The sequence below is a fragment of the Flavobacterium chungangensis genome, assembly GCF_042654045.1.
In the GTDB taxonomy this organism is placed as follows: domain Bacteria; phylum Bacteroidota; class Bacteroidia; order Flavobacteriales; family Flavobacteriaceae; genus Flavobacterium; species Flavobacterium chungangensis.
Window position 1 is genome coordinate 120027 of record NZ_JBHSFY010000011.1, and the last position, 14784, is coordinate 134810.

Annotated in this window: 15 protein-coding genes; 10 read left to right on the plus strand and 5 right to left on the minus strand. The window is 33.6% G+C overall.

Features of this window, described 5'->3' with window-relative positions; genetic code table 11:
* Positions 1-78: 78 nt before the first annotated feature.
* The 4 genes from ACFO3N_RS17140 (at position 79) to ACFO3N_RS17155 (ending at position 4101) form a co-directional block, all read left to right on the plus strand.
* Positions 79-1719, plus strand: a complete 1641-nt coding sequence (locus tag ACFO3N_RS17140) for a histidine kinase (RefSeq protein WP_379799735.1) — start codon at positions 79-81, stop codon at positions 1717-1719.
* A 1-nt stretch (position 1720) separates the two neighbouring features.
* The gene (locus ACFO3N_RS17145) at positions 1721-2416 is read left to right on the plus strand and encodes a LytR/AlgR family response regulator transcription factor (protein WP_379799737.1); all 696 of its coding nucleotides are present in this window, start codon (positions 1721-1723) and stop codon (positions 2414-2416) included.
* A gap of 133 nt (positions 2417-2549) precedes the next feature.
* A complete protein-coding gene (locus ACFO3N_RS17150) occupies positions 2550-2954 on the plus strand; it encodes a putative quinol monooxygenase (protein ID WP_379799739.1) in 405 nt (134 codons plus the stop codon).
* Positions 2955-3126: 172 nt separating this feature from the next.
* Positions 3127-4101: a GNAT family N-acetyltransferase gene (locus ACFO3N_RS17155; protein ID WP_379799741.1), complete on the plus strand. Its 975-nt coding sequence runs from the start codon at positions 3127-3129 to the stop codon at positions 4099-4101.
* 107 nt (positions 4102-4208) lie between these two features.
* Here the strand turns inward: ACFO3N_RS17155 and ACFO3N_RS17160 are convergent, their stop codons facing one another.
* Positions 4209-4997 (minus strand): polysaccharide lyase, encoded by a 789-nt coding sequence (locus ACFO3N_RS17160; protein WP_379799743.1) that lies wholly within the window; start codon positions 4995-4997, stop codon positions 4209-4211.
* 647 nt (positions 4998-5644) lie between these two features.
* On the opposite strand from ACFO3N_RS17160, the gene ACFO3N_RS17165 reads away from it, so the two are divergent.
* The 3 genes from ACFO3N_RS17165 (at position 5645) to ACFO3N_RS17175 (ending at position 9073) form a co-directional block, all read left to right on the plus strand.
* A complete protein-coding gene (locus ACFO3N_RS17165) occupies positions 5645-7195 on the plus strand; it encodes a vitamin K epoxide reductase family protein (RefSeq protein WP_379799745.1) in 1551 nt (516 codons plus the stop codon).
* A gap of 103 nt (positions 7196-7298) precedes the next feature.
* Positions 7299-7481 carry a hypothetical protein gene (locus ACFO3N_RS17170; protein WP_379799747.1) on the plus strand — a complete coding sequence of 61 codons (183 nt, stop codon included), beginning with the start codon at positions 7299-7301 and terminating at the stop codon, positions 7479-7481.
* A gap of 233 nt (positions 7482-7714) precedes the next feature.
* Positions 7715-9073, plus strand: coding sequence for an NAD-dependent succinate-semialdehyde dehydrogenase (locus tag ACFO3N_RS17175; protein WP_379799749.1), 1359 nt, complete (start codon positions 7715-7717; stop codon positions 9071-9073).
* A 60-nt stretch (positions 9074-9133) separates the two neighbouring features.
* Here ACFO3N_RS17175 and ACFO3N_RS17180 read toward each other — a convergent pair whose 3' ends face one another.
* Positions 9134-9736 (minus strand): hypothetical protein, encoded by a 603-nt coding sequence (locus tag ACFO3N_RS17180; protein WP_379799751.1) that lies wholly within the window; start codon positions 9734-9736, stop codon positions 9134-9136.
* 199 nt (positions 9737-9935) lie between these two features.
* On the opposite strand from ACFO3N_RS17180, the gene ACFO3N_RS17185 reads away from it, so the two are divergent.
* Positions 9936-10634: a DUF1826 domain-containing protein gene (locus ACFO3N_RS17185; RefSeq protein ID WP_379799753.1), complete on the plus strand. Its 699-nt coding sequence runs from the start codon at positions 9936-9938 to the stop codon at positions 10632-10634.
* Between the two features lie 116 nt (positions 10635-10750).
* On the opposite strand, the gene ACFO3N_RS17190 is transcribed toward ACFO3N_RS17185, so the two are convergent.
* Positions 10751-11446, minus strand: a complete 696-nt coding sequence (locus ACFO3N_RS17190) for a pseudouridine synthase (RefSeq protein ID WP_379799755.1) — start codon at positions 11444-11446, stop codon at positions 10751-10753.
* 176 nt (positions 11447-11622) lie between these two features.
* Between ACFO3N_RS17190 and ACFO3N_RS17195 the strand changes: the two genes are divergently transcribed.
* On the plus strand, positions 11623-13047 hold the full coding sequence (locus tag ACFO3N_RS17195; RefSeq protein ID WP_379799757.1) for an amino acid permease: 1425 nt from the start codon (positions 11623-11625) through the stop codon (positions 13045-13047).
* Positions 13048-13217: 170 nt separating this feature from the next.
* Positions 13218-13844: an MEDS domain-containing protein gene (locus ACFO3N_RS17200; protein WP_379799759.1), complete on the plus strand. Its 627-nt coding sequence runs from the start codon at positions 13218-13220 to the stop codon at positions 13842-13844.
* A gap of 62 nt (positions 13845-13906) precedes the next feature.
* Here ACFO3N_RS17200 and ACFO3N_RS17205 read toward each other — a convergent pair whose 3' ends face one another.
* Positions 13907-14185, minus strand: a complete 279-nt coding sequence (locus ACFO3N_RS17205; RefSeq protein WP_379799761.1) for a type II toxin-antitoxin system RelE/ParE family toxin — start codon at positions 14183-14185, stop codon at positions 13907-13909.
* Positions 14178-14423: a ribbon-helix-helix domain-containing protein gene (locus tag ACFO3N_RS17210; RefSeq protein ID WP_095929198.1), complete on the minus strand. Its 246-nt coding sequence runs from the start codon at positions 14421-14423 to the stop codon at positions 14178-14180. The genes ACFO3N_RS17205 and ACFO3N_RS17210 overlap by 8 nt, the downstream gene beginning before the upstream one ends.
* Between the last annotated feature and the right edge of the window lie 361 nt (positions 14424-14784).

Here is a 14784-nt window from a genome sequence, read left to right on the forward strand (position 1 = left end):
GTTTTCTAAAACATTCAAACGGCTCTATAAGCTTCTCAAAAGCATTTGGCAATTCGATATTTGTTCTATCTTTATCTCATGTATAAATCTTACTTTTTTATCGTTTTACTTCTTCTCATGTGTACCTCTTGTAACTATTACAAAGAGTACGTTACAACCGATGTAACATATGATGTTGATTACGATCATCAGAAGATGGATTGGGATAAACCGGATAGTTCAAGTTTTAGATTTGAAACAGACGTTGAAATACAAAAACGAAAAAACACTTCTCAATCGTTAGGGCTTCAAATAAATGCTTTTGGTGCTTTTGATGTGTATTGGGATGGAGTTTTGATTGGGAGAAATGGTCAAATGGCACAAGCAGATCGTGTTGAGGTGCCAGGAACAGAAACATCGTATTATCAAATACCAAACGATTTGTCTAAACTCGGGAAACACACCGTTGTTTTAATGGGTTCGCAAACCTACAATAGAGAAGCACAGCGCGGTATCGATGTAAAACTTAAAGATTATCTGCAACTTCAACGTTCACCGCTTATCGTGGTTTCTTTTATGAATATTATGGCAGGTGCTTTTCTTATTGCAGGCATTTACTATTTTTTTCTCTATCTCAATAGTACCCGTAAAGAACTAGCCGTTTTGCTCTTCGGAATTATTTGCCTGCTTTTCTTTTGTTTGCTCATTATCGAATATGTCAAGTATTATCTAGACATTCCTTATAATGAATTTTATACTCGTTTAAAGATTATCGGGTGGCTCACTTTTGCTGTTTCAATGCTCATACCGTGGTATTTTATGTTGCAGTTTGAATTTAAAAGAAAGAAACTAGTGCTGTTTTTTTTGTTCATTGTCCTTTTAGCAGTTTATATTGGGTATTATGGTCATTATGATATTTCGGCAGCCTATTTTACTATTACTGCTCGTTTCTTTTCTATTATAATCGCTATTGAAGCCGCCATTAGAAAAGCAAAAGGCGGACTTATAGTTGCGGCGGGTTTATTGGCAGGAGTAGTGGTCAACTATTTTATGTTTTATGACTTCGGATTGTTTATTGCTTTTACCATTTTGGTGCTTTGTATGCTCTATCTCCATACGATACGGGCAAAAGCAATGGAAGAAGCTCATAATGCATCATTGCTGCTTTCTTCCAGATTGCAATTAGAATTGATTAAGAAAAATATTCAGCCGCATTTTCTTCGAAATACTTTAACCTCGCTGATTGATTGGATTGAGGAATCGCCTAAAGAAGGAGTTGTTTTTATTCGCGCTCTGGCGGAAGAATTTGATATAATGAATGATATTGCCGAAGACACACTTATTCCAATTAGACAAGAGATTGATTTGTGCCGAAGACATTTGGAAGTAATGTCTTTTCGTAAAGAAATTTGTTATGAATGGCAGGAAGAAAGAATAGACGAAAATGAAACGATTCCGCCAGCTATTTTTCATACCATAATAGAAAACGGAATTACGCATAGTCTTCCTCCAAAAGAAGGCTGTATTGTTTTCTGTTTAAAATTCGCCCGAGAGAAGCAATACAAAGAATACACTTTATTGACTTTAGCTAAAAATAGACAAACTAAAAAAGATAAGCGGGTAGGAACTGGATTTAAATACATCGAAGCCAGACTAACAGAAAGTTATGGCACCAATTGGTCTTTTGATTCTCATGCTGTAGAAAAAGGGTGGGAGACCATCATTAAAATTTTTGATTAAGATGAAGATACTCATAATTGAAGACGAAGCTCGTATTGCCAAAAGAGTAGAAAGAATGACACGTGATTTTTTTGACAAAGACGTGCAAATTCTACTTTCTGATTCTCTCGAAAATGGATTGATTGCGATTGAGAATAATCCAATCGATCTTTTGCTATTAGATTTAAATCTGAATGGAGAAGACGGATTTGAAATCTTGCAGATTTTTGTGGCAGGACCGTTTCAGACCATTATTATTTCTGCCTATACTGATAAAGCTATTACAGCTTTCAATTATGGAGTTTTGGATTTTGTACCCAAACCTTTCGATCAAAACAGATTGGAGCAAGCCTTTATGCGTTTTACGACACAGGGAAAACAATCGGGCGGAGATGTTCGTTTTTTGGCGGTAAGAAAAGCAAAGACATTTAGACTCGTGCCAATTAATGAGATTCTATACATTAAAGGGGCAGGGATTTATACTGAATTGCATTTGGCAAATAACAAAATAGAATTACACGATAAATCGCTTGAAGCTTTAGAAAAGCTGCGTCCCGTAACATTTGAAAGAATACACAAATCCTATATTTTCTGTTGGGAACAAGCAGACAAAATTGTGGTAGAAGCAGGAGGAAAGTACAGCATACAGCTAAAAAACGGTGACTTACTACCCATTGGACGTTCGAAATACAAAGAGATTAAAAACAAGCTGATTTAGTAAAATATTTCAATTTTAAACTATTAGCCAAAACAATTATACAGACAAATCTTTATATTTTCAGTATATTTAAACGCGCTAGTAATGGATTAAAACTAGGGTAATTATAAATTCAAGACAAAAGAATTAATTTATGAATGTATTTTGGAATAAAATTAAAGTATCGTTTTTATTTACTTTTTTCTCACTTGGTATTATGGCACAAAATAAAGATCAAATGGTTCGCATTGCAGAAGTTGAGATAATACCCGATTATCTTGAGCAATACAAAGCTATTCTTAAAGAAGAAGCAGAGGCATCTATTAGATTAGAGCCTGGAGTGATTGCTATTTTTCCAATGTTTCAAAAAGACAATCCAAATCAGATAAAAATATTAGAAATTTATGCTAATACTGAAGCATATCAGTCTCATTTAAAAACGCCTCATTTTTTACTTTACAAAACATCTACACTTAAGATGGTCAAGTCGCTAAAGCTTAATGATCTTGAGGCTTTGGATGTTGAGACCATGTCGGCGTTGTTTAAAAAATACCAATAGATGCGAGTCGACTTTTAATTTTTGGTATTTATTTTTTAATGCACTTTAACGAATTGTCAAAAAAAGGAGCGTAATGCAAAAAACGCATTAACAAATTAAAAAATAGCATTTTTGCGCATTAGGTTTTTGTCTAGTTTTATCCCTAGAAAACACAACTACAAAGAACCACAAAATGATAATAACCAAAAACCTTTTTATAAAACCTTACAGAATAGAAGATTCGGAATGTTTTTTTAAAAGTATAACCGATAACAGCGAATATTTGTATGATTACTTTGCAAACATGATAAAAGTGAATGATAGCTTAGAATCGACAAAAAAATATCTCGAACAGAAAGAGATAGATTGGCAAGAAAATAAAAGTTATGCTTGCGGTATATTTTCAAAAGAAAGCCATGAATTTATTGGACATATATCTGTACGGGAAATCGATTGGAGAATTCCAAAAGGCGAACTAGCCTATTTTATTTTAAAAGAATACAACGGTAATAATTATGCTGCCGAAGCATTAACGGCGTTTAAAAACTGGTGTTTTGCAACTAAAAAGTTTAATAGACTTTTTATGAAAATTGCAGAAGAAAACGCTGCAAGCATTAAAGTAGCCGAACGCTCTGGATTTGTATATGAAGGACTTCTAAAAAAAGATTATAGAAAAAGAGAAGAAGATTTGATAGATATGAAAATATACGGATATACTGAAGATCTGGAACTCGTAAGAACGACTTCTCAAAATGCAGATTTCGCCAGTTTAATTGTAAAACTAGATGAGAATTTAGCAAGCCGAAATGGCGATATGCAGGAATACTTCAACCAATTTAATAAGGTTGATGCCATTAAGCACGTCATTATTGCTTATATCAACGGAATTGCAGTGGGTTGCGGAGCCATAAAACAGTTTGATAACGAATCTGTTGAGGTAAAACGCATGTTTGTTTCCGACGAATACAGAGGAAGACGCATAGCATCTAAGGTTTTAAATGAACTGGAAAACTGGGCTAAAGAATTAGGTTATGCATCGACCGTTTTAGAAACCAGCAATGTGCAAACAGAAGCAGTTGCATTGTACACTAAAACGTATACTGTTATCGAAAACTACGGACAATATGCCGGAATAGAAACTAGTATTTGCTTCAAAAAGCAATTGTAGAAAGTCTTTAAACTAATAACAACTTCGATGCTTTTATGATAATTAATAGCATCGAAGTTGCTGGGTTTATTTTTTCGGTTCAAATGTTTTTTAAAGTGCGTTAAACACTATAGAGCATCCCAAGATGCACTAGGATAGTAGATAGAGCTTGTTACAGGAGCTGTCCAATAGCTTTGACTTCCTCCACGGAAAGTGTGAAGACTCACTGCATTTACATTTCGCTTAGCATCGTTGGTTACCCAGCGAATTTTTTCGTTCAATATCTCTGTACCGTTCACGTAATACTTTACATATCCATCAGTATTTGATCCTGTATTTAACTTCACAGATATCTGGCAATTATAAGTAACACCTTCCTGTATGTAATATTTCTTTCCGAAATCATTACCGTATTGTCCCGGCTGATCTCTATAATATACATAAGGTTGAAGATAAGCGCCGCTTCCTTTAGCCGTATTAGAACCGCTTGGGCAATACCACATAAATCTTGCGCTACCGCCATTTCCATCCCATGCAGCATCACCACCCGTATTTTGGTCACCAATTAAGATACCATATCCACATTTTCCGCCTCGGCTCCAATAAAATCCATTGTTAAATTTCATTTGAAACCAAACAGTATAAACGCCTGTAGACCAAACACCATAAGAGGTACACAATCCACCTGGGCAAGATAAGGTGTTGGTTTGCAAAGTAATGGTTCTTGCGCCAGCCGTTCCTTTTGCTGTTGTACCGGCTTGTATGGCAGAATTATTTGAAACAGTGTCTCTATTCGCGATTAAGTCGGTATCTTTTTTAGCAGTTTGAGATACCTCTAAATCTTGTTCCTTTTCGCAGGAATAAAATAATAATGCTGCAGTAGCCAGCATACAAGATAATTTTATGATTTTCTTCATTTTTTAAATTTTAAGGTTAGTAAACAATTAATAGTTAGTAAAATAGATAGTAGTATTTGAAACCGAAAGTGTAAAGTTGATTATTAATAATTTATACGAGGAGTAATAAAGTACGTTTTTACGTACACAGAAATCCAGTGTGTCTATTTGTTGTATAATCAAACAGATAAGATTGATATGGAGAAGTTTTTCGGAACAAGGAAAATTGTCAATAGAGTAGAAATCAACTTAAAAAAAATGAAGGTAAAATGAGGCTTTTTAATTTTTTTTAGATCCAAAAAAGTTTTGGCACACTCAGAATCTTGAGATTTCTTTTATAGCTCTGGCACAAATTTTAACTTTTTTGAGATCCAAATTTTGACAAATGTCTAAATAGGCAGATGCTCAATTTGAAGAAAACTAGAGTAATTTTTATGACTATTGTAAAATTTAATTATATGCTTAAAATCCTAAAAAAGACCGATAAATACTTGGATTGTTTATATTGAGGATATGTTAATGTTTGTGCAGATATAGTATTTATATTGCATTGTTTTGTCGAAATTATCAAAAAATATCCCAAAATGTACTATTTTTTTTACTGAAAAAACTTGCTTGTTTTGAAAGATTTAAATTACATTTACAAGAAACAAACATAATCTTTAGACATGGTACAATTAGTTCAAAAGTATTTAAGCATCAATAATTATAAAGATCAAACAGAAGAATTCGAAGACTTATTTCAATCTCATCCTGATTATCCTAGTCTATTTGCCATTACCGACACTTTTGATTTATTATCCATAGAAAATGTAGCTGTAAGAATTCAAAAAGAGCAATTATCTGAATTGCCAGATTCTTTTTTCGCTGTACACAAAAACAATATAGTGTTGGCCACTCAAAAAGAAAACACCATAACTATTGAGACAGAAAAGGAAGGAAAGAAGGTTTTACTTCTTGATGATTTTATTCAAGATTGGGATGGAATTGTAGCAGTTATTGAACCAAATGAAACTTCAAAGTCAGCAAGCTTTAAGACCGCTTCAAATTGGCACTATTATGCTTTAGCTATTCTTGCTTTGGTAATAGTTTCGTTTGTTTATAATAGTTATGGCATTAGTGAAATTCTGTTGCTTTTAACCTCACTTGCAGGCCTTATTTTCAGCGTTTTTATTGTTCAAGAAAAACTAGGTGTAAAAAACGAAATGGTATCTAAATTTTGTAGTATGAGTCCTAGTGCATCTTGTGACTCTGTGATTGGCTCCAATAAAGGAGAGATTAATAAATGGATTAATTTTGCAGATTTGCCTGTTCTTTTTTTCGGTATCAATTTACTTGCGGTATTAGCCAATCCTTCTGGATCAAGTGTTGTAATTGGACTTTTAAGTTTACTATCTCTCCCTGTAATTGTTTATTCTATTTATATACAAAAATGGCAGCTTAAAAAATGGTGTTTGTTGTGTTTGACAGTTTCCGCTATTATAATTCTTCAAAGTGCTGTTTGGATCTTTATGATGCAACCATTTGTTTATAGTGCTTCTAGTCTTTTTCCTTATTTGTTTTCGTTAATAGTAATTGGCACCTCTTGGTTAGCTATAAAACCTATTTTAACGGGTAAAATGAAAGCAGAAGAAGAGGTAAACAAATTGAAAAAATTTAAAAGAAATTTCGGGATCTTCAATTCGTTGACCAAAGAGATTCCGGTTTTGGCTGGTTTTAATAAGCTAGAAGGTCTTCAGTTTGGTAAAATTGATGCTGATGTTGAACTTCTAATTATTTTAAGTCCAAGTTGCGGGTATTGCCATAAAGCTTTTGCGGAATCTATGGAATTAATAACTAAATATCCAGAAAAAATATCTCTCAAAGTTTTATTCAATATTAATCCTGATAATGCGAACAATCCATATAAAATTGTGGTAGATCAATTATTGGAAATTAATAGCAAAAATAAGGACTCTGTTTTAGAGGCAATTTCAGATTGGCACATAAAGAAAATGGGATTGGATAAATGGTTGGATAAATGGAATTCAGGTGCTATTAGCATGAAAATAAATCAACAAGTAGAATTGCAATACGATTGGTGTCGCGAAAATCAATTTAATTACACGCCAGTGAAAATTGTAAATAATGTAATCTTTCCTCATGAATATGAAATAAGTGACATAAGATACTTTCTAGGTGATTTCTCAGAAGCAAAAAGTTTAAGAAAAGTAGTTTGATAGTATTTAAAAATATATAAAAAATTCTTGCGCAAGAATAGACATAAACTTCAAGTGTCTTTAAACCGATTGAGGTATTAACTAATATTAAAAACTATATGCTATGTTAAAAAACATTTTAAAGTTAGACGGTGTTGCTGAGCTAACTAAAACTGAAAAAAGAAGTGTAAAAGGAGGTTTAGCGTGTGTTGATGGAGTATGTCCAAAACCAGGTAATTATTGTTGTCCTCCTTATCCAAGTGGAGAACAGCTTTGCAGATTAATTGGTACGAGTTGTCCAGGATAAGAATTTCAAATTCCTGTTATATTTCAATTTAGGTGCTTTAACATAATGTGATATAACTATTGAAAAAAGAATTTCTAACATCAGAATATCAGAAGAGACTGTTTAGGCAGTCTCTTTTTTTTTGTTTTAAAAAGAGACTTTCATCAAAAAAACAGCCTTTACACAATTTAAAAACTAAAAATAAATTGTACCTTTTATATCGTTTTTAAATAAATACGATAAAAAATAATGTTATGATAAAGTCTATAAATCCTTATAATCAAGAGATTGTCTATGAAGTTGCTGAATTTGATAGGAAAGAAGTAGAAAATGCAATTGATAGAGCGGACACTCAATACGCGATTTGGAAAGAAATTCCCTTTTCTGAACGTTCCGTTTTAATGAAAGCTGCTGGTCAAGAGTTAAGGAAAAACGCACGAGAATACGCCGAGGTGATTACCCAAGAAATGGGAAAACCGATTACTCAGGCATTGGCAGAAGTAGAAAAATGTGCTGCTTTATGTGATTATTATGCTGAGAATGCCTCTAAGATGCTTGCCGATAAAATAATAGAAACAGAAGCCCATAAGAGTTATGTAAGCTACGAACCAATAGGAATTGTTTTAGCCATTATGCCATGGAATTATCCTTTCTGGCAAGTGATGCGTTTTGCAGTTCCAGCATTAATGGCGGGAAATGTTGCCGTTTTAAAACATGCCAGCAATGTGATGAAAAGCGCCATGAGCATTGAAAAAATATTTGATCGAGCAGGCTTTCCTGCAGGATGTTTTACAAATTTGCCTATTGGAAGTAAAATGGTAGAAGAAATCATTAAAAATCCTAAAATTAAAGCTGTTACACTAACAGGAAGCGAAGCCGCAGGAAGAGCCGTAGCCGCTGTTGCTGGAAATGAAATTAAGAAAACAGTTTTAGAGTTAGGAGGCAGTAATGCTTTGGTGGTTTTTGCAGATTGCAATTTGCAGAAAACGGTTAAAACTTGTGTTCAAGCACGTTTTCAGAATGCGGGGCAAAGCTGTATCGCGGGAAAACGTCTTTTAGTAGAATCGTCTATTGCAGAAGAGTTTACAAAAGCTTTTATAGAAGAAGTTGGCAAACTTCGTTCGGGCGATCCTTTGAGTGAAGAAACAACGATAGGAACAATGGCAAGAGTGGACCTTGCTGAGGAATTGGAAAAACAGCTTCAAGATGCATTGGATAAAGGCGGAGAAGTTTTACTGGGAGGAAAAAGGAATAAGGCTTATTTTGAACCGACTGTTATTGGAAACGTGACGACAGATATGTCGATTTTTAAAGAAGAAGTTTTTGGTCCATTAATTGGAATCACGACTTTTAAGGATGAAAAAGAAGCTATTTCACTTTCAAACAATAGTCCATTCGGACTTGGCGTTACCATTTTTACAGAAGATTTCGAAAAAGCATTCCGATTAGTGCCCATATTTAATGAAGGAGCAGTATTTGTAAACGAACTGGTAAAAAGCGATCAGAGGCTGCCTTTTGGCGGAACTAAAAACTCCGGATATGGCCGTGAACTTTCGCAAGATGGCATTCAGGAATTTGTAAACAAGAAAACGGTTTACATTAATAAATATTAATAGAAGTAGAAAAGGTGTTTGAGAGTTTTAAACACCTTTTCTAATTTTAGAAATCCTATTTTACGGATTAATTATGTCTGAGTCCGGAAGGTTAAAAGATCCGTCTGTGACTTCTACTGCTACTCCTGATTCTAGATTTCGAACCTTTCCAGAAAAGGTGCCTTTAATTCCGTTTTTACTTATAGATTCAATTTTTACTATAAATACGTCATCTGCAGCTCTAGTACTATACAAAATAGTTCCGTTTGCGGTTTGAACAGCATATCGGGCCACCATTTCTAATTCTGCTGGAGTAGAATAAGTGCCTGCGGTGATATTTCCTCCAATTTTCCAAATTTCAAAATCTAATGATGGAGGAAGTTGCTCACCAGCAGTTTTAGGGTAAGGCGCTTCAGATCCCCCGAGTATAATATACTCAAATCGATTATCGTTGCCAGAGGCCTGAAAGTTGGCATTATAAAAGTTTATTTTACGACCATCTAGAGTGGCTTTAAAATAATAATCAGATTCATTGTTATTTGATTCACTATCACTGCTTGAACAAGCCGAGAAAAGCATGGTTATAATGGAAATATAAAAAAGCTGTTTTATAAAACGAGCTGTTTTATTTTTTAAAGAAAATGATTTCATTACTTTAAAACCATCAACATTAGTATCTATCATTCTATATTTTTTTGAGTTCACAACAAATTTACCAATGCAATATGCAGTAAACAATACCTGATTTCATGGTTATTTGCTATTAAAAAGCAGTAGCTTTTCTTTAAGAAAAGAGTGCAGCATCAAATAAAATTAAATGCATAAGAAGGTAAGAAGCAACTGCTATTGCCTATTTTTGCAATCGATCTAAAATATCCAAACTATGAACAAAACATTTTCTTCCAACAGTCAAATTGGCGTGGTCTCTACTTTTTCTGAGCTTGTGCATACCGATTTTAAGGAAGAAATGAATGCATTATGTTGGTACAGAAACCTGGATGGCGATTTTAAAGAGATTGTGAATCAATTAAGTTTAAAAGAAAATATAACAGAAGTTTATCCAGAAGATTTAATCGCGCTCCAATTATCTAAAAAAGGAAATATAGCGAGAGAAATCATTTTAAACGATTTGCAATTATTAACTGAATTTGGCGCTTCGCCTTCTCTTAATTTACTGAAGTGTTACGAGCGCGATGACGAATTTGATTTCATATCCACCGATGTATATTCGTTTCACGTTGATCGATCGCCCATTGCAACCGATACATTTTTGTGCACTTACCACGGAGCGGCAAGTGATATAATTCCTAATTCGCAGGCAGAACAGAAAATTTTAATTCCAGAAATTCGAGCAAAACTAAAAGAACTGCATGATGGAGCAGAGGAAGATTTCGAAGACTTTTTAAAAGAGAATTTCTTTGACCTGCATTATCAATTGCATGAAGACGCAGAACCCATTAATTTAGGTAAAATGCACATTTGGCGTTTGGCTGTCGATCATCCAAAACAGCAAGTGAAACCTTCTATTCATAGGGCACCAAAAGAAAATGATGGAGAATATAGATTGTTGTTGATTTGCTAAGTATGATTCCTTGTTAATAATATTTGTTTATTATTCGCTTGCTCTAATATCTTCAGATAAACACATAAAATCTATGTTTCTATGTGTTTAATTTTTTTAGGCTTTACAATGATATTCTATTGATACTTACTCAGATCCAGATTAAGAATATCTCCAACTCTACTAAACTCTTCATTAACCTTTGCATTCAAGATTAATTGTTCGTTGTTTATAGGATGATTAAAAATTAACTGATGCGCATGAAGCATCATTTCTTTAAGGTCAAAATTCTCCAGCCATAATTTATTTTGTTTATTACAACCATGCGGACGACTTCCTAAAATAGGATGAAAAATATGCTTGAAATGTTTTCGTAATTGATGCATACGTCCAGTTTCTGGAATCGCTTCTACCAAACAATATCTTGAAGTAGGTTTATTGTTAAATGCTAACTCCACTTCGGCATTTTGCAAACGATGAAAGTGTGTTATTGCATTTTGTGTAACGTCATCATCATTCGTTAACTCATAATCAATCGTTTGTTCTTCGGCAGACCACCCGCGTAAAATGGCTAAATATTTTTTTTCTACTTCGCGTGTGGCAAAACGATCATTCATAATTTTTAAAATATCTTTATCGAGCGCAAATAACAAGACACCAGATGTTTTGCGGTCTAACCGATGAACAGGATAAACGTGCTGCCCAATTTGGTTTCTCAATTCCTGAATGGCATACACTTTTGCATCGCGCGCATAAAATGATTTGTGAACCAACAATCCGCTTGGTTTATTAATGGCGATAATATAATCGTCTTGGTAAAGAATTTCTAACATGCGGCAAAAGTAGAAGACATTTCGATTCAAATTGCTTTTTAGTACTTATTTATATATTTTTTTAAATCGAAAAAGGAACGCCCAAGAATAATCTTCGTGTTTTGTACGATTACTTTTTTACTTATCTTCGCTTTTTATACATTCTGAATACATTTAAATACCTTAAAACAAAATCTGTGAAAAACAATCATGATGCTGTAGAAGAGAATCAGCTTAAACGTGGACTAACTAACCGACACATTCAGTTAATTGCCTTAGGCGGATCTATAGGAACAGGTCTTTTCCTTGGCATTGGTCCAGCGGCCGTATTAGCAGGGCCATCTGTTATTTTAGGATATGCTATTGCCGGAATTATCGCTTTCTTTATTATGAGACAACTGGGCGAAATGGTGGTCGAAGAACCCGTATCTGGAAGCTTTAGCTATTTTGCCTATAAATATTGCGGTTCTTTTGCCGGTTTTGCATCAGGTTGGAATTATTGGATTTTATATATTCTGGTAAGTATGGCCGAACTGACAGCCATTGGAGTTTATGTGCAGTTTTGGTGGCCTGAAATTCCGCTTTGGGCATCCAGTTTGTTTTTCTTTCTGGTTATTAATGCTTTAAATTTTGCCTCGGTAAAGGTGTACGGAGAAACTGAATTTTGGTTTTCAATTATAAAAGTGGTTGCGATTATTGCCATGATTCTTTTTGGTACTTATCTGCTAATAAGCGGAACAGGAGGAGAGCACGCTACGATTCATAATTTATATAACGACGGAGGTTTTTTTCCAAAAGGGATTTTTGAAAAAACTGGAAGTGGCGGTTTTCAAGGTCTGTTGTCGGCAATGGCCTTGATTATGTTCTCTTTTGGTGGTTTGGAACTTATTGGAATTACCGCTGCTGAAGCAGAGAATCCAGAAAAAAACATTCCAAAAGCAACCAATCAGGTTATTTATAGAATTCTTATATTTTATGTTGGGGCATTGGTCATTTTATTTGCTTTGTCGCCTTGGAGACAAATTACGACAGACAGTAGTCCGTTTGTAATGGTTTTTCAAAACTTAAACGGAATGGAATTTGAACTTTTTGGAAACAAAATATTTTTTACAAGCCTTATCGCCAATGTGCTTAATTTAATTGTATTAACTGCCGCTTTATCTGTTTACAATAGCAGTGTTTACAGTAACTCGCGAATGTTATTTGGTTTGGCAGATCAGAATAGTGCTCCTAAATTTTTAAAGAAGTTAAACAAACAATCGGTTCCAGTTAATGCTATTTTAGTTTCTTCGTGTTTTGCCGCGATCTGTATTTTAATAAACAAAATAATTCCAGAAGAGGCTTTTAGTATTTTAATGTCTTTAGTTGTGTCTTGCTTAGTAATTAACTGGGTTATGATTTCGTATACGCATTTTCAATTTAGACGTGCCAAAGACAAAGAAAACACCAAAACGAAGTTTGCTTCTATATTTTATCCGGTAAGCAATTACATCTGTTTCGCCTTTCTATTGGGTATTTTAGCCATCATGTGGATGACGAATATGGAGATATCTGTAGAATTAATTCCGATTTGGCTGGGTATTCTTTTTGTGTTTTATAAAGTTTTTAAAGCGAAAGAATAGGCATCATTTAGTATAATATCATTATTAAGGCATTGATTATTAACGTAAGGTTGATTTTCGATGCCTTTTTATATTGGGAAAATTGAAATAGCAAATGGTATTTAAAATTTTAAAATGTAGTACTTGTGTAAGCAAAAACTTATTGCGATATTTGAGTTATGAACAAACAAATGTCTTTTTCGGTATGTGGAGAATCATTTTCGGCTCCTATGCATATTTGTGGTTTTTTCGATTCGAGAGAACAACAATATGAAGTCATTATTCCTTATATTTTGGAGGGACTGGAAACGAATGATAAAGTAATTAATATCCTTGAAGGAAACCGCCATGGAGAACATTGTCGTTGTCTGGCAGATAATGGAATATCTATTGCTCAAAAACTCGCGAGTGGTCAATTAGAAGTGCTAGCTTCTGAAAATACGTATATAAAAGATGGCGAGTTTGCTGCCGAAAAAATGTATAAAACGCTTGAACAGACTTTATTATCAGCTTCAAGATCAGGATATGATAGTGTAAGAGCGTGTGGAGATATGATTTGGGCTCTTAAGAATCTGCCAGGAACTGATGAACTTTTAGAATATGAAGCCAAATTAAATCTGTTAACTCCACAACATGCAGTTTCTCTAATTTGTATGTACGATGTCAGCAGTTTTAGCCCAAGCACACTTACCGATATATTGCTTACACATCCGTATGTTATAAAAGATGGAAAAATCAGCAAAAATCCACACTATGTAGAGCCTTTGGAATTTATTTCTAATCTTTCGAATTATCGATCTGATAAACTTAAATCGTAAGTAATTGTTTTTAGACAGATCGCTTGATTACGCACAACGATAATGCGTAAATTTGAACTGCTTCAAAAGTTCTGCCTTCCAATAATGGTAATAATCTCTATCCGATTATCTCCATTAATTTGGTAATAAATAGTGTCAACACCACAAACACAATAGCGATATCCTATTTTAATGTGGTCAGCAGATGGAAATAAAAAAGGATTTTCCTCTATTTTTTCAAAACAATCATAAAACATATTGAAATAGCTGTCAGCTTGATTAATGCCAAACTTACCAACACCATAATAATAAATTCTTTTCAAATCTTCTTTGGCTTCGCTACTTAAATAATAGCTATACATCAGGTAGACCTTTTTTAAATTCGGCTAACATTTCTTCTCTAGTTTGTTTTTTTGCAAAACCGCTTTTTTCTCCCTTATCTATTTTAGCTCTTACAAACTCATAATATTCTTCTTGCGAACGAGCTTGCTTAATCAAATAGTTGATAGCTTCGCTTTTACTGCTAAATTCTTCTGTATTTACCTGATTTTTCAACCACTCATCATTAGGAGTAGTTAATGATATACTTTGTCGTGTCATAATAATATAAGTTTCTTTATTGGTGTAAATTTACACCAAAATTTTGAAAAGGAAACATTTATGAATTATTAAAGTTTATAAAAGTTTGCCTATTTTTACAATATGCTGACAGTTTCAAGCTTAAAAAAAAGCTAAAAATCCTACTAATGCATCCTTAAATGTAATACAAAGAAGAACTTTTGCTTAAGTAAAACAAGTAAACTGATTATCAATATCTAGCAGTTTGATTGTTAAAGAAAAAGCCGAATCTATGGCTGATAAAAAAAAGTTAAAAGCATTCTTTATTTTATAATGGCACAATTCATGCCTGCAAAAAAAACATAAATAATCTGAATGCTTATCGGTATTCTAAAAAATTAAA